Here is a 22,605-nt window from a genome sequence, read left to right on the forward strand (position 1 = left end):
GGGAAGTATGAGCTTTTTAAAAAAATTAAAAGAAAAAATTTCAAAACAAACGGATACGGTAACAGAGAAGTTTAAACAAGGATTAGAAAAAACGAGAAATTCATTTGCTGATAAAGTAAATGACTTAGTGTACCGTTACCGCAAAATAGACGAAGATTTCTTTGAAGAATTAGAAGAAATTTTAATTAGTGCGGATGTCGGAGTTTCGACAGTGATGGAATTAATTGATCAGTTGAAAGAAGAAGTGCAACGTCGTAACATTCAAGATCCGAAAGAAGTACAGGCTGTTATTTCTGAAAAGCTAGTGGGCATTTACAAAGGTGACAGCGATTTTAGTAATGAAGTTAACATACAAGAGGATCAATTAACAGTAGTTTTATTTGTTGGTGTGAATGGTGTGGGGAAAACGACGACGATTGGTAAGCTTGCACATAAATTTAAATCAGAAGGTAAGTCTGTCCTATTGGCGGCAGGAGATACATTCCGTGCTGGGGCGATTGAGCAATTAGAAGTATGGGGCGATCGTGTTGGTGTAGAAGTAATTAAACAAGGGTCAGGATCTGATCCAGCGGCTGTTATGTATGATGCTGTACAAGCGGCAAAGGCCCGTAAAGTGGATGTATTGCTATGTGATACAGCGGGACGCTTACAAAATAAAGTAAACTTAATGAATGAGTTAGAGAAAGTGAAGCGTGTAATTGAGCGTGAAGTACCAGGGGCTCCTCATGAAGTATTACTTGTTATTGATGCAACAACAGGGCAAAATGGTTTAAGCCAAGCGAAAACATTCCGTGAAGCAACGAATGTTACTGGTATTGTTTTAACGAAGTTAGATGGAACTGCTAAAGGTGGTATCGTCTTAGCGATTCGTAACGAAATGGATGTTCCGGTGAAATTTGTTGGGCTAGGAGAGCAAATGGATGATCTGCAACAGTTTGATCCAGAACAATATGTTTATGGTTTGTTTGCGAACGTAGTAGAAACAGAAGAAGTGTAAGTGAAAGAAGCGGTATTTCCGCTTCTTTTTTTATAAAAATATGTGATGTTAAGAAAAAAACTTGACACTCTTTTATACTCCATGTAAACTAAATCATGTAAAGGGAAATCACTTAACAAAGGATGATCCAACATGCTCGAGAAAACAACGAGAATGAACTATTTATTTGATTTTTATCAATCGTTGTTAACGCAAAAACAAAGAAGTTATATGTCGCTTTATTATCTAGATGATTTATCTCTTGGTGAAATTGCGGAAGAATTTGATGTAAGTCGCCAAGCCGTGTATGATAACATTAAACGGACTGAAGCGATGCTTGAAGAATATGAAGATAAATTAGTATTACTTCAAAAGTTTCAAGAGCGACAGCGACTTGTTGCAAAGCTAAAACAGCTACTCAGCGAAGAAGAGCATGTGAATGAAGAAATGAAACAAGTTGTTGAAGCTATCGAAAAATTAGATTAGGAGGGCGGCAATATGGCATTTGAAGGATTAGCCGACCGACTTCAACAGACAATGCAAAAAATCCGCGGCAAAGGAAAAGTTTCTGAAGCCGATGTAAAAGAAATGATGAGAGAAGTTCGTCTAGCTCTTTTAGAAGCGGATGTTAACTTTAAAGTAGTAAAAGATTTTATAAAGCGTGTGTCTGAGCGTGCTGTCGGACAAGATGTAATGAAAAGTTTGACACCTGGACAACAAGTAATTAAAATCGTACAGGAAGAACTTACAGAACTTATGGGCGGAGAGCAAAGCAAAATTGCTGTTGCTAATAAGCCACCTACTGTTATAATGATGGTTGGTCTGCAAGGTGCGGGTAAAACAACGACGACAGGTAAGCTTGCAAATTTGCTTCGTAAAAAGCATAATCGTAAACCGATGCTTGTTGCAGCGGATATTTACCGTCCAGCAGCGATTAAACAGCTTGAAACATTAGGGAAGCAATTGGACATGCCTGTTTTCTCCTTAGGAGATCAAGTAAGTCCGGTTGAAATTGCGAAACAAGCGATTGCGAAAGCAAAAGAAGATCATCACGATTACGTTTTAATCGATACAGCGGGTCGCCTGCATATTGATGAAGAACTAATGGGTGAATTAGCGAAAGTCAAAGAAGTTGCGAAACCGGATGAAATTTTCCTTGTTGTCGATGCGATGACAGGACAAGACGCGGTAAATGTAGCACAAAGTTTCCATGAACAGTTAGGATTAACAGGTGTTGTATTAACGAAATTAGATGGTGATACGCGCGGTGGTGCGGCATTATCTATTAAGGCTGTAACAAATACACCAATTAAATTCGCTGGTATGGGTGAAAAACTAGATGCAATTGAAGCGTTCCATCCAGAACGTATGGCATCCCGTATTTTAGGGATGGGCGACGTCTTAACATTAATTGAAAAAGCGCAAGCTACAGTTGATGAAGAGAAAGCAAAAGAACTTGAGCAAAAAATGCGTACGCTTTCGTTTACGCTTGACGATTTCCTAGAACAACTTGGACAAGTGCGTCAACTTGGACCGCTTGACGAATTGTTAGGAATGCTTCCTGGTGCAAATAAAATTAAAGGGCTGAAAAATGCACAAGTTGATGAAAAACAAATTGGGCATATTGAGGCAATTATTCGTTCTATGACTAAAGTAGAACGAGAACAACCGGAAATAATCAATGCTAGTCGTAAAAAGCGCATTGCCAAAGGTAGCGGTACAACGGTACAAGAAATCAATCGTCTAATCAAGCAATTTGATGATATGAAAAAAATGATGAAGACGATGACGGGAATGCAAAAAGGTAAGAAAAAAGGACTAGGTGGATTGAAGTTTCCATTCATGTAAGGAAAAAAGATGGCTCTGTTAAGAAAAAATACTTTACAAAGCAATAGTCTTTTTGCTAATATAATTATCTGTGTGAAATAAATTCGGAGGTGCTTTATAAATGGCAGTTAAAATTCGTTTAAAACGTATGGGAGCTAAAAAAACTCCTTTCTATCGTGTAGTTGTTGCAGATTCTCGTTCTCCTCGTGACGGACGTTTCATTGAGGAAATCGGTACTTACAATCCGGTTGCTCAACCAGCGGAAGTTAAGATCAACGAAGAAGCAGCATTAAAATGGTTAGGAAATGGTGCTAAACCATCTGATACAGTTCGTAACCTTTTCTCTAACCAAGGTATCATGGAGAAATTCCACTTATCTAAACAAGGTAAGTAATTGAGGCAATGACAATGAAGATGTTAGTCGAGACAATTGTTAAACCTCTTGTGGATCATCCTGGAGATGTAAAAGTTACACAGGAACTTTGCAACGGAGAAATAAAGTATCGATTAACTGTACATCCTGAGGATGTTGGAAAAGTCATTGGAAAGCAAGGGAAAGTTGCGAAAGCGATTAGAATGCTCTTGTATTCAGTGGGACATCATAATGATGAGAACGTCACACTGGAAATTCAATAAACGTAAAAAGGGCGAGGAGTTATTTCCTCTCCCTTTTTTAACATTTAAAGAGAAATTGCATGGTCCATATATAAAATGGAAATGCTTAATTTATATAGAAACCAGGGGTGACATACTATTTATGACAAAATGGTTTAATGTAGGGAAAATTGTAAATACTCATGGCGTAAAAGGAGAAATTCGTGTTATTTCTCGTACTGATTTTCCAGAAGAGCGATATAAAGTAGGGAACACGTTATACATATGGGATGAGAAAGGTACAGACTACCTTACAGTGAAGGTAACTTCTCATCGTCAACATAAGACATTTGATTTATTAACACTTGAAGGATACAACAATGTAGATGAAGTAGAGAAGTTAAAAGGTTCTTTAATAAAAGTACCAGAAGAGCAGTTAGGCGAACTAGCTGAAGGTGAATACTACTACCATGAAATTATTGGTTGCAACGTTGTAACGGAAGAAGGAGAAGCGTTAGGGACAATCAAAGAGATTCTATCTCCTGGTGCGAATGACGTTTGGGTGATTAAACGTCCAAAGGGTCAAGATTTGTTAATTCCTTATATTGATGACGTTGTACTTCAAGTTAACATTGAAAATAAATTAGTAACCATTCATGTAATGGAAGGGCTACTATAATGAAAATTGACATTTTAACATTGTTTCCAGATATGTTTACGGGTGTATTTGGTTCTTCAATTTTAAAGAAAGCACAAGAAAAAGAAGCGGTAGAGCTTCGTGTTGTCAATTTTCGTGAGTATACAACTAGTAAGCATAATAGTGTAGATGATTATCCGTATGGTGGGGGCGCTGGTATGGTATTAACCCCGCAACCTATCTTTGACGCAGTAGAAGAGTTAACGAAGGAAACAGACCGTAAGCCGAGAATCGTCTTAATGTGTCCACAAGGAGAGCGTTTCACGCAGAAGAAGGCAGAAGAGCTTGCTGGAGAAGAGCATGTTATTTTTGTATGTGGCCATTATGAAGGATACGATGAACGAATTCGTGAGCATCTTGTAACAGATGAGATTTCTATTGGGGATTACGTATTAACGGGTGGAGAATTGGCTTCTATGGTAGTCACTGACAGTGTTGTACGTCTTTTGCCAGGAGTGCTTGGGAATCAAACGTCACAAGTGGAAGACTCTTTTAGCACAGGTTTGTTAGAACACCCACATTATACACGTCCTGCTGATTTTCGTGGTATGAAGGTACCGGATGTACTAATGTCAGGAAATCATAAAAACATTGATGAATGGCGCCATAAAGAGTCACTACGTCGTACATACACACGTAGACCGGATTTACTGAAAGAACGAGAATTATCTAAGCAAGAAGAGAAATGGCTGGAACAGATTAAAGAAGACCGATAAGGGCTTGATATATTTTCTATTGCAACAGTCCTAGCAATATGCTATTATAACATTTGTGCTACTGAAATCAGTAGCCGTATTAACGATGTTCCGCTGTAATTTAATAAGACTTTATAAGAGCATCTGTTTAAAGGAGAGAATTTAATATGCAACAATTAATCACAGAAATCACAAAAGGCCAATTGAAAACTGACCTTCCTTCATTCCGTCCTGGAGACACTTTACGTGTACACGTAAAAGTAGTTGAGGGAACTCGTGAAAGAATTCAGCTTTTCGAAGGTGTTGTAATTAAACGTCGTGGTGGCGGAATCAGTGAAACATTCACAGTTCGTAAGATTTCTTACGGTGTAGGTGTTGAGCGTACATTCCCAGTTCACACGCCAAGAATCGCGAACATCGAAGTACTTCGCCGTGGTAAAGTACGTCGTGCTAAGTTATACTACTTACGTAACCTTCGCGGTAAAAAAGCACGTATTAAAGAAATTCGATAAGACATGTATGGGAGCTTGTAAATACACAAGCTCCCTTTTTCCAATCTATATGAAATTTTGGTATAATACGAGCAGCTTACATAACAGTGGAGGGGAAAGCATGAAGAAAGAGAAGAGCTCACTTTGGGAATGGATCAAAGCAATTTTGATTGCTGTTGTATTAGCGGGCGTAATTAGACAGTTTTTCTTTGCCCCAATTCTCGTAGACGGTGTATCGATGTCGCCGACTTTACATGACCGTGATCGAATGATTGTTAATAAAATTGGCTATCACATAGGTGATCCGAAACGCTTTGATATTATTGTATTCCGAGCGACGGAAGAAAAAGATTATATTAAGCGTATTATTGGCCTGCCAGGCGACGAAATCGAATACCGTAATGATAAACTATATGTTAACGGGAAACCTTATGAGGAGCCGTATTTAGATAAGCAGAAAAAACAACTTGCTGACGGACCGCTTACATATGATTTTACTCTTGAAGAAATGACAGGAAAGAAAACTGTTCCAGAAGGTCAATTATTTGTTTTAGGCGATAATCGTCGTTTTAGTAAAGATAGCCGTTCGATTGGTACAATTTCAATGGACCAAGTGATTGGTAAAGCAAATATGCTATATTGGCCGTTAAAAGATGCGCGTATTGTGAAATAAAAGAAAAAGAAGGTGGCAACATGGTAATTCAATGGTTCCCAGGACATATGGCAAAGGCTAGACGCCAAGTAACAGAAAAATTAAAGTTAATTGATGTTGTAATTGAGCTTGTAGATGCTCGATTACCTTTATCTTCTCGTAATCCAATGATTGATGAAATTATTACACATAAACCAAGGCTTGTTGTTTTAAATAAAGCGGATATGGCGGATGATCGTCTTACAAAGCAGTGGATTGCATATTTTGATGAAAGAGGTCAAAAGGCAATTTCAATTAATGCGCAAGCTGGACAAGGTATGAAAGAAATTGCAGCAGCTTGTAAAGTTCTTGTCAAAGAAAAATTCGATAAAATGGTTGCTAAAGGCATTAGACCAAGAGCAATTCGTGCTTTAATTGTAGGTATTCCAAACGTTGGTAAATCTACACTAATTAATAAATTAGCGAAGAAGAATATAGCAAAAACAGGAGATCGTCCTGGTGTGACAACGGCCCAGCAGTGGATTAAAGTTGGGAAAGAAATGGAATTATTAGATACACCAGGTATTTTGTGGCCTAAATTTGAAGATGAATTAGTTGGTCTTCGTTTAGCGACGACTGGTGCAATTAAAGATTCTATATTAAATCTACAGGATGTAGCTATTTATGCGTTACGTTTTATGGAAAAACATTATCCGGAACGTTTAAAAGAGCGATATAATTTAAATGACATTCCAGAAGAAATTGTGGAGTTATTTGATGCAATTGGAAAAAATAGAGGTTGCTTAATGGGCGGCGGAATGATTGATTATGATAAAACATCTGAGCTTATACTTCGTGAGCTTCGTGGTGGAAGATTAGGAAAAATGACATTTGAAACACCAGAAGAGTTTGCAGAGCAGGTAGAAGATGCGGAAAAAGTAGAAGAAGTATAAGACGTGCGTTTGTACGTCTTTTCTTTTTGGTTACGTTTAAAAGGAGTGTAAATAGATGCAAAAAATGACTATTCATGAAGCGGAATGTTTGCTGCAAGAAATTATGAATGAAGAAGACGAGCGTTTTCAAATGTTAGTGAAAGATGAGCGAAAAGGTGTTCAAAAACTAATTTTGAAGTGGTATAAACAAAAAGAGTTAGCGCAAAAAGAAAGAGAAAAATTTCTAGAAATGTCAAAGTACGAAAATGAGTTACGTGAAAAAGGGCTCACATACATTGCTGGTATTGATGAAGTGGGTCGTGGGCCGTTAGCAGGACCGGTTGTGACGGCGGCAGTCGTCCTTCCGGAAGATTTTTATATTCCAGGATTAAATGACTCGAAAAAATTAAGTGAAGCGAAACGTGAGCGTTTTTATGATGAAATTAAAGATCATGCAATTGCGATTGGAGTTGGAATTATATCACCACAAGTTATTGATGAAATAAATATTTATCAAGCGACGAAGCAAGCGATGTTAGATGCCGTTGCTAATTTATCATGTACACCAGAATATTTATTAATCGATGCGATGAAGCTTCCTACATCAATTCCGCAAACATCAATCATTAAAGGTGATGCGAAAAGTGTCTCTATTTCAGCTGCATCTATTATTGCGAAAGTGACGAGAGATCGCATGATGAAAGAGTTAGGAGGAAAGTATCCTGCATATGGATTCGAACAACATATGGGATATGGGACGAAACAGCATTTAGAAGCGATTGAAGTACATGGAGTATTAGAAGAACATCGAAAATCATTCGCGCCAATTAAAGATATGATTCAAAAATAAGCTGTATATTCACAGCTTATTTTTTATTTTGGTATATAAACATTATTATTTTCGAAAAAGAATAAAGCGATTTCAGTTTTCTGACACTTTATTGTAGACAGCGTGCCAATCATCTTATACAATGGCAATGTAATGTTTTTTAAACATTAAAAAACTTTTCGAGTAAAACAGGAAAACAGGGGAGGATGGGACCATGAATATCCATGAGTACCAAGGTAAGGCAGTCCTTAGAAGCTATGGGGTTAGCGTTCCGAACGGGAAGGTTGCATTTACAGTAGAAGAAGCTGTAGAAGCAGCGAAAGAATTAGGAACGGAAGTATGTGTAGTTAAAGCGCAAATTCACGCTGGTGGACGCGGCAAAGCTGGCGGTGTAAAAGTTGCGAAAAATTTAGAAGAAGTTCGTACATATGCAGAAAGCATTTTAGGAACTACACTTGTGACGCATCAAACAGGTCCTGAAGGTAAGGAAGTAAAACGCTTACTTATCGAAGAAGGTTGCGATATTAAAAAAGAATATTATGTAGGTCTTGTATTAGATCGTGCAACTTCTCAAGTTGTTTTAATGGCATCTGAAGAAGGTGGAACAGAAATTGAAGAAGTAGCAGAAAAAACGCCTGAAAAAATCTTTAAAGAATATATTGATCCAGCAGTAGGTTTACAAGGTTTCCAAGCGCGTAGAATCGCGTTTAACATCAATATTCCAAAAGAACTTGTAGGACAAGCTGTGAAGTTTATGATGGGCTTATACAGTGCGTTTATCGAAAAAGATTGCTCTATCGCTGAGATTAATCCACTTGTTACAACAGGTGACGGTAAAGTTATGGCGTTAGATGCAAAATTAAACTTTGATTCTAATGCGTTATATCGCAATAAAGACATTTTAGAACTTCGTGATCTTGAAGAAGAAGATTCAAAAGAAATTGAAGCTTCTAAATATGATTTAAACTACATTCCTTTAGATGGAAATATCGGTTGTATGGTTAATGGTGCAGGTTTAGCAATGGCTACAATGGATATCATTAAACATTACCATGGTGACCCGGCTAACTTCTTAGATGTTGGTGGCGGCGCAACAGCTGAAAAAGTTACAGAAGCATTCAAAATTATCCTTTCTGACAAAAATGTAAAGGGTATCTTCGTTAACATTTTTGGTGGCATTATGAAGTGTGATGTTATCGCAGAAGGTGTTATTGAAGCGACGAAGCAGGTAGGTCTTGAGTTGCCTTTAGTTGTACGTCTTGAAGGTACAAACGTAGAGCTAGGAAAGAAAATTTTAAATGAGTCTGGTTTAAATATTGTTGCAGCAGAATCTATGGCAGACGGTGCACAAAAAATTGTTTCACTAGTGGGCTAATAGAAAGCGGGGGAGAAAAATGAGCGTATTAGTTAATAAAGATACAAAAGTTATTGTTCAAGGTATTACAGGTTCTCAAGGGTTATTCCATACAAAGCAAATGATTGAATACGGTACGAAAATTGTAGGTGGTGTAACACCAGGTAAAGGTGGCACTGATATTGAAGGCGTACCAGTATTTGATACAGTAGAAGATGCTGTGAAAGCAACAGGCGCAAACGCTTCAGTTGTATACGTTCCACCCGCTTTTGCGGCTGATGCAATTATGGAAGCTGTTGATGCAAAGGTTGATTTAGTAGTATGTATTACTGAAGGAATCCCTGTATTAGATATGGTAAATGTAAAGAGATATATGGCGGGTAAACATACACGTTTACTTGGACCAAACTGCCCTGGTGTCATTACACCTGACGAATGTAAAATTGGTATTATGCCAGGATATATTCACAAAAAAGGTCATGTTGGTATCGTATCTCGCTCTGGTACATTAACGTATGAAGCTGTACATCAGTTAACGCAAGAAGGTATTGGCCAATCTACTGCTGTAGGTATCGGGGGAGACCCTGTTAACGGTACGGACTTTATTGATGCGTTAAAAGCATTTAATGAAGATGAAGAAACGCATGCTGTAATTATGATTGGTGAAATCGGCGGTACGGCAGAAGAAGAAGCAGCAGAATGGGTACAAGCTAATATGACAAAACCAGTTGTAGGCTTCATTGGTGGTCAAACAGCGCCTGAAGGCAAACGTATGGGTCATGCTGGGGCGATCATTTCTGGCGGCAAAGGAACTGCTGCTGAAAAGATTAAAACAATGGAAGCTTGTGGTATTAAAGTAGCGGAAACACCAGCTGTTATGGGTGAAACATTAATCTCTGTTTTAAAAGAAAAGGGATTATTTGAGACTTGTAAAAACTACTAATCTTTTTGAAAGACACCTTCTTATTAGAAGGTGTCTTTTTACACATTTTTTGTTTACATAATAAAAATTATGGGTAAGGAGAATTGAGATGAAAAGAGAACGTTTATTGCACCTTCATTACATGTTGGCGGATCATTGGAAGGCGATGGAGAGACTACTATATGTTGATCCAGAACTGAAGGGAATATACACTTTTAGTCCGAAACAATTTGAATATTACGCTGGAATATCCTCGAAAAAATCTTTAGAACTAGTAAATTTTCTTCAAATTTCAAATCTCCAACAATATGTATCCCAGTTAGAAAAAAAGAAAATATTTTATATAACAATATGGGATAAGGACTATCCACAATTACTGCGAGAAATACAAGATCCCCCTTTTGTTTTATACGGAAAAGGAGAAAGAGATTTTCTAAATAAAGTAAATAAATTAGCGATTGTTGGAACGAGAGAACCGTCTTTATATGGAAAGGAGAGTATGAAGTTTATTTTACAACCTTTACTTGAAAAAGAATGGCTTATTGTTAGTGGGTTTGCAAGAGGGATAGATACAATTGCTCATGAAGTTACAGTAAGGCAGCATTGCCCGACCATTGCAATATTAGGACATGGATTATCTTATATGTATCCAAAGGAGAATAGAGGTTTATATGACACGTGGAAAGATTATATATTGTTATTGACAGAGTATCCGCCCCATTATGTGCCGAAAAAATGGTATTTCCCAAAAAGAAATCGAATTATTAGCGGTATAAGTAAAGGTGTTTTAGTTGTAGAAGCAAAAACGAGAAGTGGATCCCTTATTACTGCAGACCTTGCGCTAGAACAAAATAGAGAGGTGTTTGCGCTTCCTGGACCTATATTTATAGAGAGTGCAGCGGGAACGAATCATCTAATTCAACAAGGCGCCAAGCTAGTAAGAAATGCGGAGGATATCCTTGAAGAAATTTTAAATTAACCATATATTTTTATGTTTTTATTAAACAATTATTGACAAATGGTAGATTGTCGCTGTATGGTATATTCATTCTTGATTGACAAAAACAAGAGAAATCAATAAGATTGATGAAGACTTGAATCCACCTCTTAAGGAGGCACTAGCATGTCAGATTACCTCGTAATCGTGGAGTCGCCTTCTAAGGCGAAGACCATTGAAAAATATTTAGGGAAAAAATACAAAGTCGTCGCGTCCATGGGACATGTCCGCGATTTACCTAAAAGCCAAATGGGGATAGAAGTAAAGAATAACTTCACTCCGAAGTATATTACCATTCGTGGTAAGGGTCCCGTTTTAAAAGATTTAAAATCAGCGGCAAAAAAAGCAAAGAAAGTCTATCTCGCGGCCGATCCGGATCGTGAAGGAGAAGCAATTGCTTGGCATTTAGCAAATACGTTAAATGTGGACGTTGAATCAGATTGCCGAGTTGTATTTAATGAGATTACAAAAGATGCAATAAAAGAATCATTTAAATATCCTCGTGCAATTAATATGGATTTAGTAGATGCACAACAGGCAAGGCGTATACTCGATCGTCTTGTTGGTTACAATATTAGTCCTTTATTATGGAAGAAAGTAAAAAAAGGATTAAGTGCAGGACGCGTACAATCTGTAGCAGTTCGTTTAATCATCGAACGTGAAAAAGAAATTCAAAGTTTTGAACCTGAAGAATTCTGGACAATTAAAACAGAATTTGTGAAAGGGAAAGACACATTTGAAGCAAGCTTTTACGGTGTAGATGGTGAAAAAGTTCAATTAACGAACGAAGCACAAGTGAACGAAATAATCGAAAAGATGAAAGACAATGCGTTTTCGGTTGAAAATGTAACGCGAAAAGAGCGAAAGCGTAACCCTGCATTACCGTTTACAACATCTTCCTTGCAACAAGAGGCAGCGCGTAAGTTAAATATGCGAGCAAAGAAAACAATGATGCTTGCACAGCAGCTGTATGAAGGGATAGATCTTGGAAAACAAGGGACTGTAGGTCTTATTACGTATATGAGAACTGATTCAACACGTATCTCAGAAACAGCTCAAACAGAGGCTCGTGATTACATTACTGAGGCGTTTGGTGCGGAATACATAGGAACAGAGAAGAGGAAAGAAACGAAAAAGTCGAAAGCACAAGATGCGCATGAGGCGATTCGTCCTACTTCGGTAATGAGAAAGCCAGAGGAACTAAAAAGTTTCTTAAGTCGTGATCAACTCCGTTTGTATAAACTGATTTGGGAGCGATTTGTTGCAAGTCAAATGGCATCTGCTATAATGGATACTGTTACAGCGAAACTCATTAATAACAATGTTCAGTTCCGTGCAAGTGGATCAGTTGTAAAGTTCCCAGGATTTATGAAAGTGTACGTAGAGTCGAAAGATGATGGTGCGGAAGAAAAGGATAAGATGTTGCCACCGTTAGAAGTAGGTGAAACTGTATTTTCAAAAGATATAGAACCAAAGCAACATTACACACAGCCTCCGCCGCGTTACACAGAGGCTCGTCTAGTAAGAACACTTGAAGAGCTTGGAATTGGGAGACCGTCTACTTATGTACCGACACTTGAAACAATCCAAAAACGAGGATACGTTGCTTTAGATAATAAACGCTTCGTTCCGACTGAGCTTGGTGGAATAGTAATCGAACTTATTTTAGAGTTTTTCCCAGAAATTATTAACATTGAATTTACTGCCAATATGGAGCAAAGCCTTGATGAAGTAGAAGAAGGAAATGCAAATTGGGTGAAAATTGTTGATGATTTCTACGTAGGATTTGAACCGCGCTTAGAAAAAGCGGAAAAAGAAATGCGTGAAGTGGAAATTAAAGATGAACCAGCTGGGGAAGACTGTGAATTATGTAGTCACCCGATGGTCTTTAAAATGGGTAAATATGGGAAGTTTATGGCTTGTTCAAATTTCCCGGAATGTCGTAATACAAAACCGATTGTAAAAGAAATCGGTGTTACTTGTCCGAAGTGTGATAAAGGGCAAATTATTGAACGCCGTAGTAATAAAAAGAAACGCCTTTTCTACGGATGCGGTACGTATCCAGAATGTGACTTTGTATCTTGGGATAAGCCGATTGGTCGTAAATGTCCGAAGTGTGAAGGTATGCTCGTAGAGAAAAAGTTAAAAAAAGGCGTGCAAGTACAATGTATTTCGTGTGATTATGAAGAAGAACAACAAATGTGAGCGTAACTGCTCACATTTTTTTCGGGAAGAAAAGGAAAGGTGATATATATGACAACACAAGTAGTAAACGTCATTGGCGCAGGTCTTGCAGGAAGCGAAGCAGCTTACCAAATTGCAAAGCGTGGTGTCCAAGTAAAATTATATGAAATGAGACCAGTAAGGCAAACACCAGCTCATCATACAGATAAATTTGCTGAATTAGTATGTAGTAACTCACTTCGCGCAAACACATTGACAAATGCTGTTGGTGTTATTAAAGAAGAAATGCGTCTAATGGATTCTGTCATTATTCGTGCAGCTGATGAGTGCTCTGTACCAGCAGGAGGTGCTTTAGCTGTAGACCGTCATGAATTCGCGGCGAAAGTGACTGAATATGTGAAAAATCATCCGAACGTAACTGTAATGAATGAGGAAATCACTGAAATTCCAGAGGGACCAACTGTTATCGCGACAGGTCCACTTACGTCTCCGGATCTTTCTGCACAATTAAAAAAACTAACAGGTGAAGATTATTTTTATTTCTATGATGCTGCAGCGCCAATCGTTGAGAAAGACAGCATTGACATGAATAAAGTATATTTAAAATCCCGTTATGATAAAGGTGAAGCGGCATATTTAAACTGTCCAATGACAGAAGAAGAGTTTGATCGTTTTTATGAGGCTTTAATTGCTGCTGAGACAGTGCCTTTAAAAGAATTTGAAAAAGAAATTTTCTTTGAAGGTTGTATGCCAGTAGAAGTTATGGCAAGTAGAGGAAGACAGACGTTAGTATTTGGACCGATGAAGCCTGTTGGGTTAGAAGATCCGAAAACAGGGAAAACACCGTATGCGGTTGTTCAATTACGTCAAGATGATGCAGCAGGAACATTATATAATATTGTAGGCTTCCAAACACATTTAAAGTGGGGGCCACAAAAAGAAGTGTTACAGCTAATTCCAGGACTAGAAAACGCAGAGATTGTACGTTATGGTGTAATGCATCGTAATACGTTTATTAATTCGCCTAATTTACTTCGTCCAACATATCAATATAAACAACGTGATGATTTATTCTTCGCTGGTCAAATGACTGGTGTAGAGGGTTATGTTGAATCAGCAGCATCAGGATTATTAGCGGGTATTAACGCTGCTCGACTTGTAAAAGGTGAAGAGCCAGTTGTATTACCACCTGTAACTGCAATGGGAAGTATGGCAAATTATATTACTGCGACAAATGCGAAAAACTTCCAGCCAATGAATGCAAACTTCGGTTTATTTACACCGTTAGAGAAGAAAATTAAAAAGAAACAAGAGCGAAATGAAGCATATGCTACACGCGCTTTGGAAACAATTCAAAATTTTGTAAATATTTAATTAAATTTCTTGCAAAGGCTACTAAGTTGTGATACGATTTAGTAGCCTTTATTGAGGTGAATTATATGGATGTGAATGTGAAGAAATTGTTACAATTATTCGTTGGATATTTACAAATTGAAAGAAATTATTCAAAATATACAATTGCAAGTTATCAAAATGATTTAGAACATTTTGTGCAATTTATGGAGCGAGAAGGCATATCCTCTTTTTTAGATGTTACATACGCGGATGTTCGTTTATACTTGACGACGTTGCACGATCAGAAGTTAGCCCGTAAATCTGTCGCAAGAAAAGTATCAAGCTTACGAAGTTTATATCGTTTTTTGATGCGTGAAGGTTATCAAAAAGATAATCCGTTTGCACTTGCGTCACTTCCCAAGAAAGAATTGTCAATCCCAAAGTTTTTATATGCTGAAGAGTTAGAGGAATTGTTTGAAGTTTCTGATACAGGGGCACCATTAGGTCAAAGGAATCAAGCTTTATTAGAGTTGATGTATGCAACTGGGATTCGTGTAAGCGAATGCGTTAATTTGCAACTTACCGACATTGACTTTGCAGTGGGAACAATTTTAGTGATGGGAAAAGGGAAAAAACAAAGATATATTCCGTTCGGAAGCTATGCACAAGATGCTTTAATTACTTATATAGAGAACGGGAGAAAACAGTTAGCTCAAAAGACTGAAGAACAATCTCATATGGTATTTTTAAATGCGAAAGGTAAGCCGTTAACAGATCAGGGTGTACGTTATGTTTTGAACGAACTCATTAAGAAAGCTTCACTTACAATGCGGATAAGTCCCCATATGTTAAGGCATACATTTGCTACACATATGTTGGATGAAGGAGCGGATTTACGTACTGTGCAGGAGCTATTAGGTCATGAGAATTTGTCAACCACACAAATTTATACGCATGTCTCTAAAGAAAGATTGCGTTCTGTGTACATGAAGCATCACCCGCGGGCATAAATTGCTTTTAAGGCTATAAAAACATATAAAGGAGTTTTTTCTATGGGAAATTTCCACGCTACAACGATATTTGCAGTTCATCATAATGGAGAATGTGCAATGGCTGGAGATGGTCAGGTAACGATGGGAAATGCTGTTGTAATGAAACATACAGCTCGCAAAGTTCGCAAACTTTTCCAAGGGAAAGTTTTAGCTGGTTTTGCAGGATCAGTTGCTGATGCATTTACTCTTTTTGAAATGTTTGAAGGAAAATTAGAAGAGTATAATGGCAACTTGCAGCGCGCTGCAGTTGAGATGGCGAAACAATGGCGTGGTGATAAAATGCTACGTCAGCTAGAAGCAATGCTCATTGTCATGGATAAAACAACGATGCTCCTTGTTTCAGGTACAGGAGAAGTGATTGAACCAGATGATGGTATTTTAGCAATTGGTTCAGGCGGACATTATGCACTTGCTGCTGGTCGTGCTTTAAAGCAACATGCAAGTGAACATTTAACAGCGAAACAAATTGCGAAGGCCAGTTTAGAAATTGCAGGCGATATTTGTGTTTATACGAACCACAACATAATTGTTGAAGAATTGTAGAATCGTAAGGGAGGCATTTTATATGCATTTACATTTTACTCCGCGTCAAATTGTGGAAAAATTAGATCAATACATCATCGGTCAAAAAGATGCAAAGAAAGCGGTTGCTGTAGCTCTACGAAATCGATACCGTCGCAGTAAATTAGTTGAAAATTTACGTGATGAAATTGCACCTAAAAACATTTTAATGATTGGACCGACAGGTGTTGGTAAAACAGAGGTAGCACGGCGAATGGCGAAACTCGTTGGAGCACCTTTTATTAAGGTTGAAGCAACGAAATTTACAGAAGTTGGATATGTGGGTCGAGATGTAGAGTCGATGGTCCGTGACCTTGTTGAAACGTCTGTTCGCATTGTGAAAGAGGAAATGGTAGTTAAAGTTCAAGATAAAGCAGAAGAGCAAGCGAATCAACGTCTTGTTGAAATTTTAGTGCCGAGTCCGGAGAAGCAATCTGGATTTAAAAATCCATTAGAAATGCTTTTTGGTGGTAATCAAAATTCAAACCAAACATCTGATGCACAGGAAGATGATGAAATCGAAAAGAAACGTCAAGATGTGGAAAGAAAGCTTGCGGCAGGCCTTCTTGAAGATGAAGTGATATCAATCGAAGTGACGGAACAACAGTCTTCTATGTTTGATATGTTGCAAGGAACTGGCATGGAACAAATGGGAATGAATTTCCAAGATGCACTAGGAAGTATCATGCCGAAAAAAACGAAAAAACGTAAACTTTCTGTAAAAGAAGCAAGAAAACTCTTGACAAATGAAGAGGCACAGCGCTTAATTGATATGGATGAAGTTACACAAGAGGCTGTTTATCGTGCTGAACAGCTCGGGATTATTTTTATCGATGAAATTGACAAAATTGCTGGTAAGCAGTCGAATAGCGTAGATGTATCGCGTGAAGGTGTGCAACGTGACATTTTACCGATTGTAGAAGGATCGAATGTAGCAACGAAATACGGATCAGTAAAAACCGATTATATTTTATTTGTTGCAGCTGGAGCGTTCCATATGTCTAAACCGTCGGATTTAATTCCGGAATTGCAAGGGAGATTTCCGATTCGAGTAGAATTAACAAAATTATCGGCGGATGATTTTGTTAAAATATTAATCGAGCCTGACAATGCGCTAATTAAACAGTACACGGCGTTATTAGCGACTGAAGGTATAGAAATTGAATTTTCAGACGAAGCTATTCGTAAGATTGCTGAGATTGCTTATCAAGTTAATCAGGATACAGATAATATTGGAGCGAGAAGACTTCATACTGTTATGGAGAAGCTCCTTGAAGATTTATCGTTTGAGGCATCTGAAATTACGTTAGAGAAAATAACGATAACACCTCAATATGTTGAGGAAAAATTAGCGACAATAGCTAAAAATAAAGATGTGAGCCAGTTTATTTTGTAATAGTGTCATCAGGTGACTCGCCCTAGTTTCCAAGTGATGAAAAAATATGTAAGTAACATGTAGGAGGAAATTTTGAAATGGAATTATTAGCAAAAACGAGAAAATTAAATGCGTTATTACAGAGCGCAGCAGGAAAGCCTGTAAACTTTAGAGAGATGTCTGACACAATGTGTGAAGTAATTGAAGCGAACGTGTTCGTTGTAAGTCGTCGCGGTAAATTATTAGGATATGCGATTCACCAACAAATCGAAAACGAACGTATGAAGCACATGCTTGCAGAGCGTCAATTCCCAGAAGAGTATACGCAAAGTTTATTCAATGTTACAGAAACATCTTCAAATTTAGGTGTGGATAGTGACTACACAGCATTCCCAGTAGAAAATAGAGAATTATTCGGTCAAGGTTTAACTACAATCGTACCAATCGTTGGTGGCGGTGAGCGTCTAGGTACACTAGTATTAGCTCGTCTTGGTCAAGAGTTCTTAGACGATGATTTAATTCTTGCTGAATACAGCTCAACTGTTGTAGGTATGGAAATCTTACGTGAAAAAGCAGAAGAAATCGAAGAGGAAGCACGTAGTAAAGCTGTTGTTCAAATGGCGATTAGCTCATTATCTTACAGTGAGTTAGAAGCAATCGAGCATATCTTCGAAGAATTAAATGGAACAGAAGGTTTACTTGTTGCAAGTAAAATTGCTGATCGCGTAGGAATTACTCGTTCGGTAATCGTAAATGCACTACGTAAATTAGAAAGTGCTGGTGTTATTGAGTCTCGCTCTTTAGGTATGAAAGGAACATACATTAAAGTGCTAAACGACAAGTTTCTACAGGAACTTGCTAAATTAAAAACAAACTAATTTATAAAAAAACTCTCCTCGCTTGAGGAGAGTTTTTTGTTTTTTTAAGTGAATGATTTTGCTTACGTAAGGCGTCATGACAACATTCATTAGAAAACTATTAATTAACCTTCAATTCCTTGCTTAAAGGAATTGAAGGTTGGTAATACTAGGATTTGAGCGTGAAAAAAAGAAAGTTTTACATTGTTCGCATTTTCGACTTGATTGTAATATTTCAGTATGATATAGTAAGCAGTGGTGTCAGTACAAAGTACACACGTTTACTGATTTAAGTGTTGGTGCTACGTTCGTAGTTTCGCTTAGAGATGAAGTAAACGGAGGATATCAAAAAAACCATTTAGGAGGAACTAAATTATGTCAGTAATTTCTATGAAACAATTGCTTGAAGCTGGTGTTCATTTCGGACATCAAACTCGTCGTTGGAACCCAAAAATGAAGCGTTACATCTTCACAGAGCGTAACGGTATCTACATCATCGACTTACAAAAAACTGTGAAAAAAGTTGAGGAAGCTTACAGAACGATGCGTGACATCGCTGCTGAAGGTGGAGACATTTTATTCGTAGGTACTAAAAAACAAGCACAAGAAGCTATTAAAGAAGAAGCAACTCGTGCTGGTATGTACTTCGTTAACCAACGTTGGTTAGGTGGAACTTTAACAAACTTCCAAACAATCCAAAAGCGTATCAAGCGTCTTAAAGATATCGAAAGAATGCAAGAAGATGGTACTTTCGAAGTACTTCCTAAGAAAGAAGTTGTTCAACTTAAAAAAGAGTTAGAGCGTCTTGAGAAATTCTTAGGCGGTATTAAAGATATGAAAGGTCTTCCAAGTGCATTATTCATAGTAGACCCTCGTAAAGAGCGTATTGCAGTTGCTGAAGCACGCAAATTACACATTCCAATCATCGGTATCGTTGATACAAACTGTGATCCGGACGAAATCGATCACGTTATTCCAGCAAACGATGATGCAATTCGTGCTGTAAAACTTCTTACATCTAAAATGGCAGACGCGATCCTTGAAACAAAACAAGGTGAAGAAACTGTTACTGCGTAACAAATTTGGAAAGGTGATAAGGGGTTCGGCCTTTTATCACCTTTTTTAAGGTATAAACACCTTTATAAAAGGTATAAATACATATTTTAGGAGGATGAAAAATATGGCAATCACTGCACAAATGGTAAAAGAACTTCGCGAAAAAACTGGCGCAGGTATGATGGACTGCAAAAAAGCTTTAACAGAAACTAACGGCGACATGGAGAAAGCAATTGACTTCTTACGTGAAAAAGGTATTGCGAAAGCTGCTAAAAAAGCAGACCGCATCGCTGCTGAAGGTTTAACTTTCATCGAAACAAACGGTAACGAAGGTTTAATCTTAGAATTAAACTCTGAGACTGATTTCGTTGCGAAAAACGAAGGTTTCCAAGCGTTAATTAAAGAATTAGCTGCTCACTTATTAGCTAACAAACCTGCTAACGTTGAAGAAGCTATGGCTCAAACAATCGAAGGCGGCAAAACAGTAGAAGAGCACATCAACGAAGCAATCGCTAAAATTGGTGAAAAACTTACACTTCGTCGTTTCGAAATCGTATCAAAAACTGATGCTGATGCATTCGGCGCTTACCTACACATGGGTGGACGTATTGGTGTATTAACAGTTCTTGAAGGTTCTACTGACGAAGCAGCTGCTAAAGATGTAGCAATGCACATCGCAGCAGTTAACCCTAAATACATCGACCGCGATGCTGTAACAGCTGAAGAAGTTGAGCATGAGCGTCAAGTATTAACACAACAAGCTTTAAACGAAGGCAAGCCTGAAAAAATCGTTGCGAAAATGGTAGAAGGCCGTCTTGGCAAATTCTTTGAAGAGATTTGCTTACTTGACCAAACATTCGTTAAGAATCCTGACATGAAAGTTCGTCAATTCGTTGAGTCTAAAGGCGGAACATTAAAAGGATTCGTTCGCTACGCTGTTGGTGAAGGTATCGAAAAACGCGAAGACAACTTTGCTGAAGAAGTAATGAACCAAGTAAAAGGTAACAACTAATACAGATTAGGGAACACATTGTGTTCCCTTTTTTAAAATAAAGATGTAAGCAATTGGAGGTTCATTATGAGTAAACCAAAATATAATCGTGTCGTTTTAAAGCTGAGTGGAGAAGCTTTAGCTGGCGAGCAAGGATTTGGAATTAACCCAGCTGTTATTAAGTCAGTTGCGGAACAAGTGAAAGAAATTGCAGAACTTGATGTAGAGGTTGCTGTTGTTGTTGGTGGCGGTAACATTTGGCGTGGGAAAATTGGAAGTGAAATGGGCATGGATCGTGCAGGAGCAGATTACATGGGCATGTTAGCAACAGTTATGAATTCATTAGCTCTTCAAGATAGCTTAGAGAATATTGGAATTCAAACTCGCGTACAAACTTCAATTGAGATGCGTCAAGTGGCAGAGCCTTACATTCGTCGTAAAGCAATTCGTCACTTAGAGAAAAAACGTGTTGTTATCTTTGCTGCAGGTACAGGTAACCCATACTTCTCTACAGATACAACAGCAGCATTACGTGCAGCTGAAATCGAAGCGGACGTTATTTTAATGGCGAAAAATAATGTGGATGGCGTATATAGTGCAGATCCATCTATTGACCCAACAGCTACGAAATACGAAACACTTACTTACTTAGATGTATTAAAAGCAGGTTTAGGTGTAATGGATTCTACAGCTTCTTCTTTATGTATGGATAATGATATTTCATTAATTGTATTCTCGGTTATGGAAAAAGGTAACATTAAACGTGCCGTTTTAGGCGAAAATATTGGAACAGTTGTAAGGGGGAAATAAATTATGGGACAACAAGTATTGAAGTCTTCAAATGAAAAAATGGAAAAAGCAGTTGCTGCTTATTCTCGTGAATTAGCAACAGTTCGCGCTGGTCGTGCAAGCTCGTCTGTATTAGATAAGGTACAAGTTGATTACTATGGTGCACCAACACCAGTTGTGCAATTAGCGAACATTACAGTTCCAGAAGCACGTTTGCTTGTAATTCAACCTTATGATAAAACTTCTATCGGTGATATTGAAAAAGCAATTTTAAAAGCAGATTTAGGCTTAAACCCTTCTAATGATGGAACTGTAATTCGTATTGCATTTCCTGCATTAACAGAAGAGCGTCGTCGCGATCTTGTAAAAGTTGTGAAGAAATATGCTGAGGAAGCAAAAGTTGCTGTTCGTAACGTACGTCGTGACAGTAATGATGACCTTAAGAAGCTTGAAAAAGCTGGCGACATTACAGAAGATGATTTAAGAGGATATACTGAAGATATCCAAAAAGAAACAGATAAATATATTGCAAAAGTTGACGAAATCGCAAAAAACAAAGAAAAAGAAATTATGGAAGTGTAATAGCGATAATTTCGCAAATATGACCCTCTTCTTAAGGGGGTCTTTTTACACTTTTAGGCATACGTCTGCTTGTTGGAGGGTATGAATGATGTTTAAAAAGTTTCCTTTTTTTAAAAGTAAAAAGGTCACATCGTTTGATCATCTCATTGAAAAAGTGAAAAAAGGATATATCCCAGAACATATTGCTATTATTATGGATGGTAATGGAAGATGGGCAAAGAGAAGAGCCATGCCTCGCATTGCTGGTCATCATGAAGGTATGCAAGTTGTGAAGAAAATCACAAAATTTGCAAGTAAGCTTGATGTGAAAGTATTAACTCTTTATGCTTTTTCGACTGAGAACTGGAAAAGACCGAAAAAAGAAGTTGATTATTTGATGAAGCTTCCAGAAGAATTTTTAGGTGCATTTTTACCAGAGTTGATTGAAGAAAATGTACAAGTCCGAGTAATAGGGCAAAAAGATCGTCTTCCTACGCATACGCGCAGAGCGATGGAAAAAGCCATGGAAGATACGAAAGAGAATACGGGATTAATTCTTAATTTCGCGTTAAACTATGGAAGTCGAGATGAAATCGTTTCTGCTGTGCAACATATGATGAAAGATAGTGAGGAAGGAAAAATTCGTTCGGAAGAAATAAGTGAAGAAAAGATTTCTTCTTACTTAATGACGAGTTCTTTACCTGATCCAGAGTTGTTAATCCGTACAAGCGGAGAGCTACGTATTAGTAATTTCATGTTATGGCAAATTGCTTATTCGGAATTTTGGTTTACAGATGTGTATTGGCCAGATTTTACCGAGGAACATTTGCTAAATGCGATTACAGACTTTCAACATAGAGGGCGCAGATTCGGAGGCGTGTAGAAAGAGAGGGTTTGGT

The 22,605-nt window shown here is 37.8% G+C and carries 25 protein-coding genes; all 25 read left to right on the forward strand.

Translation table 11 applies throughout. The annotated features are described in order from the left end of the window. The first annotated feature begins 7 nt into the window (after positions 1 to 7). On the forward strand, positions 8 to 997 hold the full coding sequence (gene ftsY / locus NSS74_RS05210) for a signal recognition particle-docking protein FtsY (RefSeq protein WP_002088200.1): 990 nt from the start codon (positions 8 to 10) through the stop codon (positions 995 to 997). Positions 998 to 1,129: 132 nt separating this feature from the next. Then, positions 1,130 to 1,462: a putative DNA-binding protein gene (locus NSS74_RS05215; protein WP_002033794.1), complete on the forward strand. Its 333-nt coding sequence runs from the start codon at positions 1,130 to 1,132 to the stop codon at positions 1,460 to 1,462. A gap of 12 nt (positions 1,463 to 1,474) precedes the next feature. Beyond that, positions 1,475 to 2,824 carry a signal recognition particle protein gene (gene ffh, locus NSS74_RS05220; RefSeq protein WP_002014519.1) on the forward strand — a complete coding sequence of 450 codons (1,350 nt, stop codon included), beginning with the start codon at positions 1,475 to 1,477 and terminating at the stop codon, positions 2,822 to 2,824. Positions 2,825 to 2,924: 100 nt separating this feature from the next. Beyond that, positions 2,925 to 3,197, forward strand: a complete 273-nt coding sequence (gene rpsP / locus NSS74_RS05225) for a 30S ribosomal protein S16 (RefSeq protein ID WP_000268750.1) — start codon at positions 2,925 to 2,927, stop codon at positions 3,195 to 3,197. A gap of 14 nt (positions 3,198 to 3,211) precedes the next feature. Next, positions 3,212 to 3,439 (forward strand): KH domain-containing protein, encoded by a 228-nt coding sequence (locus tag NSS74_RS05230; RefSeq protein WP_002088196.1) that lies wholly within the window; start codon positions 3,212 to 3,214, stop codon positions 3,437 to 3,439. Between the two features lie 121 nt (positions 3,440 to 3,560). Beyond that, positions 3,561 to 4,076, forward strand: coding sequence for a ribosome maturation factor RimM (gene rimM, locus NSS74_RS05235; RefSeq protein ID WP_002014521.1), 516 nt, complete (start codon positions 3,561 to 3,563; stop codon positions 4,074 to 4,076). Further along, complete coding sequence (trmD, locus tag NSS74_RS05240) at positions 4,076 to 4,810, forward strand: tRNA (guanosine(37)-N1)-methyltransferase TrmD (RefSeq protein ID WP_002142918.1); 735 nt, start codon at positions 4,076 to 4,078, stop codon at positions 4,808 to 4,810. The genes rimM and trmD overlap by 1 nt, the downstream gene beginning before the upstream one ends. 146 nt (positions 4,811 to 4,956) lie before the next feature. Beyond that, on the forward strand, positions 4,957 to 5,301 hold the full coding sequence (rplS, locus tag NSS74_RS05245) for a 50S ribosomal protein L19 (RefSeq protein WP_002014524.1): 345 nt from the start codon (positions 4,957 to 4,959) through the stop codon (positions 5,299 to 5,301). Between the two features lie 100 nt (positions 5,302 to 5,401). After that, positions 5,402 to 5,953 (forward strand): signal peptidase I, encoded by a 552-nt coding sequence (lepB, locus tag NSS74_RS05250; protein WP_002066791.1) that lies wholly within the window; start codon positions 5,402 to 5,404, stop codon positions 5,951 to 5,953. A 20-nt stretch (positions 5,954 to 5,973) separates the two neighbouring features. Continuing rightward, a complete protein-coding gene (gene ylqF / locus NSS74_RS05255; RefSeq protein ID WP_002014526.1) occupies positions 5,974 to 6,864 on the forward strand; it encodes a ribosome biogenesis GTPase YlqF in 891 nt (296 codons plus the stop codon). A 55-nt stretch (positions 6,865 to 6,919) separates the two neighbouring features. Further along, positions 6,920 to 7,693 carry a ribonuclease HII gene (locus tag NSS74_RS05260; protein ID WP_002142917.1) on the forward strand — a complete coding sequence of 258 codons (774 nt, stop codon included), beginning with the start codon at positions 6,920 to 6,922 and terminating at the stop codon, positions 7,691 to 7,693. 193 nt (positions 7,694 to 7,886) lie between these two features. Then, positions 7,887 to 9,047 carry an ADP-forming succinate--CoA ligase subunit beta gene (gene sucC / locus NSS74_RS05265; RefSeq protein ID WP_002014529.1) on the forward strand — a complete coding sequence of 387 codons (1,161 nt, stop codon included), beginning with the start codon at positions 7,887 to 7,889 and terminating at the stop codon, positions 9,045 to 9,047. A 19-nt stretch (positions 9,048 to 9,066) separates the two neighbouring features. Continuing rightward, positions 9,067 to 9,969, forward strand: coding sequence for a succinate--CoA ligase subunit alpha (gene sucD, locus NSS74_RS05270; RefSeq protein ID WP_002033796.1), 903 nt, complete (start codon positions 9,067 to 9,069; stop codon positions 9,967 to 9,969). 88 nt (positions 9,970 to 10,057) lie between these two features. Next, positions 10,058 to 10,927 (forward strand): DNA-processing protein DprA, encoded by an 870-nt coding sequence (gene dprA / locus NSS74_RS05275; protein WP_002142916.1) that lies wholly within the window; start codon positions 10,058 to 10,060, stop codon positions 10,925 to 10,927. 144 nt (positions 10,928 to 11,071) lie between these two features. Next, the gene (gene topA, locus NSS74_RS05280) at positions 11,072 to 13,150 is read left to right on the forward strand and encodes a type I DNA topoisomerase (protein ID WP_002088184.1); all 2,079 of its coding nucleotides are present in this window, start codon (positions 11,072 to 11,074) and stop codon (positions 13,148 to 13,150) included. Positions 13,151 to 13,198: 48 nt separating this feature from the next. Continuing rightward, positions 13,199 to 14,503 (forward strand): FADH(2)-oxidizing methylenetetrahydrofolate--tRNA-(uracil(54)-C(5))-methyltransferase TrmFO, encoded by a 1,305-nt coding sequence (trmFO, locus tag NSS74_RS05285; RefSeq protein WP_002014534.1) that lies wholly within the window; start codon positions 13,199 to 13,201, stop codon positions 14,501 to 14,503. A gap of 71 nt (positions 14,504 to 14,574) precedes the next feature. Further along, the gene (gene xerC / locus NSS74_RS05290) at positions 14,575 to 15,474 is read left to right on the forward strand and encodes a tyrosine recombinase XerC (protein WP_078175468.1); all 900 of its coding nucleotides are present in this window, start codon (positions 14,575 to 14,577) and stop codon (positions 15,472 to 15,474) included. A gap of 42 nt (positions 15,475 to 15,516) precedes the next feature. Beyond that, entirely contained in the window at positions 15,517 to 16,059 is a 543-nt protein-coding gene (hslV, locus tag NSS74_RS05295) for an ATP-dependent protease proteolytic subunit HslV (RefSeq protein ID WP_002014538.1), read from the forward strand. A 22-nt stretch (positions 16,060 to 16,081) separates the two neighbouring features. Further along, positions 16,082 to 17,473 carry an ATP-dependent protease ATPase subunit HslU gene (gene hslU / locus NSS74_RS05300; RefSeq protein ID WP_002014539.1) on the forward strand — a complete coding sequence of 464 codons (1,392 nt, stop codon included), beginning with the start codon at positions 16,082 to 16,084 and terminating at the stop codon, positions 17,471 to 17,473. A 77-nt stretch (positions 17,474 to 17,550) separates the two neighbouring features. Continuing rightward, a complete protein-coding gene (gene codY, locus NSS74_RS05305) occupies positions 17,551 to 18,330 on the forward strand; it encodes a GTP-sensing pleiotropic transcriptional regulator CodY (RefSeq protein ID WP_002014541.1) in 780 nt (259 codons plus the stop codon). A 354-nt stretch (positions 18,331 to 18,684) separates the two neighbouring features. After that, positions 18,685 to 19,386 (forward strand): 30S ribosomal protein S2, encoded by a 702-nt coding sequence (gene rpsB / locus NSS74_RS05310; RefSeq protein ID WP_002088178.1) that lies wholly within the window; start codon positions 18,685 to 18,687, stop codon positions 19,384 to 19,386. 103 nt (positions 19,387 to 19,489) lie between these two features. Then, entirely contained in the window at positions 19,490 to 20,377 is an 888-nt protein-coding gene (tsf, locus tag NSS74_RS05315; RefSeq protein WP_002088177.1) for a translation elongation factor Ts, read from the forward strand. Between the two features lie 66 nt (positions 20,378 to 20,443). Then, a complete protein-coding gene (pyrH, locus tag NSS74_RS05320; protein ID WP_002014544.1) occupies positions 20,444 to 21,166 on the forward strand; it encodes a UMP kinase in 723 nt (240 codons plus the stop codon). Between the two features lie 3 nt (positions 21,167 to 21,169). Beyond that, complete coding sequence (frr, locus tag NSS74_RS05325; protein ID WP_000531506.1) at positions 21,170 to 21,727, forward strand: ribosome recycling factor; 558 nt, start codon at positions 21,170 to 21,172, stop codon at positions 21,725 to 21,727. An 85-nt stretch (positions 21,728 to 21,812) separates the two neighbouring features. Further along, complete coding sequence (locus NSS74_RS05330) at positions 21,813 to 22,589, forward strand: isoprenyl transferase (RefSeq protein WP_002014545.1); 777 nt, start codon at positions 21,813 to 21,815, stop codon at positions 22,587 to 22,589. Positions 22,590 to 22,605: the final 16 nt, after the last annotated feature.

This window comes from Bacillus sp. FSL E2-8868 (assembly GCF_038005505.1).
Taxonomy (GTDB): Bacteria; Bacillota; Bacilli; order Bacillales; family Bacillaceae_G; genus Bacillus_A; species Bacillus_A mycoides.

What these genes read in the sequence shown, in the direction of transcription:
- rpsB (WP_002088178.1), top strand. Translation starts at nt 18,685, where the DNA reads ATGTCAGTAATTTCTATGAAACAATTGCTTGAAGCTGGTGTTCATTTC.
- hslV (WP_002014538.1), top strand. Translation starts at nt 15,517, where the DNA reads ATGGGAAATTTCCACGCTACAACGATATTTGCAGTTCATCATAATGGA.
- trmD (WP_002142918.1), top strand. Translation starts at nt 4,076, where the DNA reads ATGAAAATTGACATTTTAACATTGTTTCCAGATATGTTTACGGGTGTA.
- sucC (WP_002014529.1), top strand. Translation starts at nt 7,887, where the DNA reads ATGAATATCCATGAGTACCAAGGTAAGGCAGTCCTTAGAAGCTATGGG.
- NSS74_RS05260 (WP_002142917.1), top strand. Translation starts at nt 6,920, where the DNA reads ATGCAAAAAATGACTATTCATGAAGCGGAATGTTTGCTGCAAGAAATT.
- dprA (WP_002142916.1), top strand. Translation starts at nt 10,058, where the DNA reads ATGAAAAGAGAACGTTTATTGCACCTTCATTACATGTTGGCGGATCAT.
- trmFO (WP_002014534.1), top strand. Translation starts at nt 13,199, where the DNA reads ATGACAACACAAGTAGTAAACGTCATTGGCGCAGGTCTTGCAGGAAGC.
- codY (WP_002014541.1), top strand. Translation starts at nt 17,551, where the DNA reads ATGGAATTATTAGCAAAAACGAGAAAATTAAATGCGTTATTACAGAGC.
- rpsP (WP_000268750.1), top strand. Translation starts at nt 2,925, where the DNA reads ATGGCAGTTAAAATTCGTTTAAAACGTATGGGAGCTAAAAAAACTCCT.
- ftsY (WP_002088200.1), top strand. Translation starts at nt 8, where the DNA reads ATGAGCTTTTTAAAAAAATTAAAAGAAAAAATTTCAAAACAAACGGAT.
- hslU (WP_002014539.1), top strand. Translation starts at nt 16,082, where the DNA reads ATGCATTTACATTTTACTCCGCGTCAAATTGTGGAAAAATTAGATCAA.
- rimM (WP_002014521.1), top strand. Translation starts at nt 3,561, where the DNA reads ATGACAAAATGGTTTAATGTAGGGAAAATTGTAAATACTCATGGCGTA.
- pyrH (WP_002014544.1), top strand. Translation starts at nt 20,444, where the DNA reads ATGAGTAAACCAAAATATAATCGTGTCGTTTTAAAGCTGAGTGGAGAA.
- NSS74_RS05330 (WP_002014545.1), top strand. Translation starts at nt 21,813, where the DNA reads ATGATGTTTAAAAAGTTTCCTTTTTTTAAAAGTAAAAAGGTCACATCG.
- lepB (WP_002066791.1), top strand. Translation starts at nt 5,402, where the DNA reads ATGAAGAAAGAGAAGAGCTCACTTTGGGAATGGATCAAAGCAATTTTG.
- ffh (WP_002014519.1), top strand. Translation starts at nt 1,475, where the DNA reads ATGGCATTTGAAGGATTAGCCGACCGACTTCAACAGACAATGCAAAAA.
- sucD (WP_002033796.1), top strand. Translation starts at nt 9,067, where the DNA reads ATGAGCGTATTAGTTAATAAAGATACAAAAGTTATTGTTCAAGGTATT.
- topA (WP_002088184.1), top strand. Translation starts at nt 11,072, where the DNA reads ATGTCAGATTACCTCGTAATCGTGGAGTCGCCTTCTAAGGCGAAGACC.
- NSS74_RS05230 (WP_002088196.1), top strand. Translation starts at nt 3,212, where the DNA reads ATGAAGATGTTAGTCGAGACAATTGTTAAACCTCTTGTGGATCATCCT.
- rplS (WP_002014524.1), top strand. Translation starts at nt 4,957, where the DNA reads ATGCAACAATTAATCACAGAAATCACAAAAGGCCAATTGAAAACTGAC.
- frr (WP_000531506.1), top strand. Translation starts at nt 21,170, where the DNA reads ATGGGACAACAAGTATTGAAGTCTTCAAATGAAAAAATGGAAAAAGCA.
- tsf (WP_002088177.1), top strand. Translation starts at nt 19,490, where the DNA reads ATGGCAATCACTGCACAAATGGTAAAAGAACTTCGCGAAAAAACTGGC.
- NSS74_RS05215 (WP_002033794.1), top strand. Translation starts at nt 1,130, where the DNA reads ATGCTCGAGAAAACAACGAGAATGAACTATTTATTTGATTTTTATCAA.
- ylqF (WP_002014526.1), top strand. Translation starts at nt 5,974, where the DNA reads ATGGTAATTCAATGGTTCCCAGGACATATGGCAAAGGCTAGACGCCAA.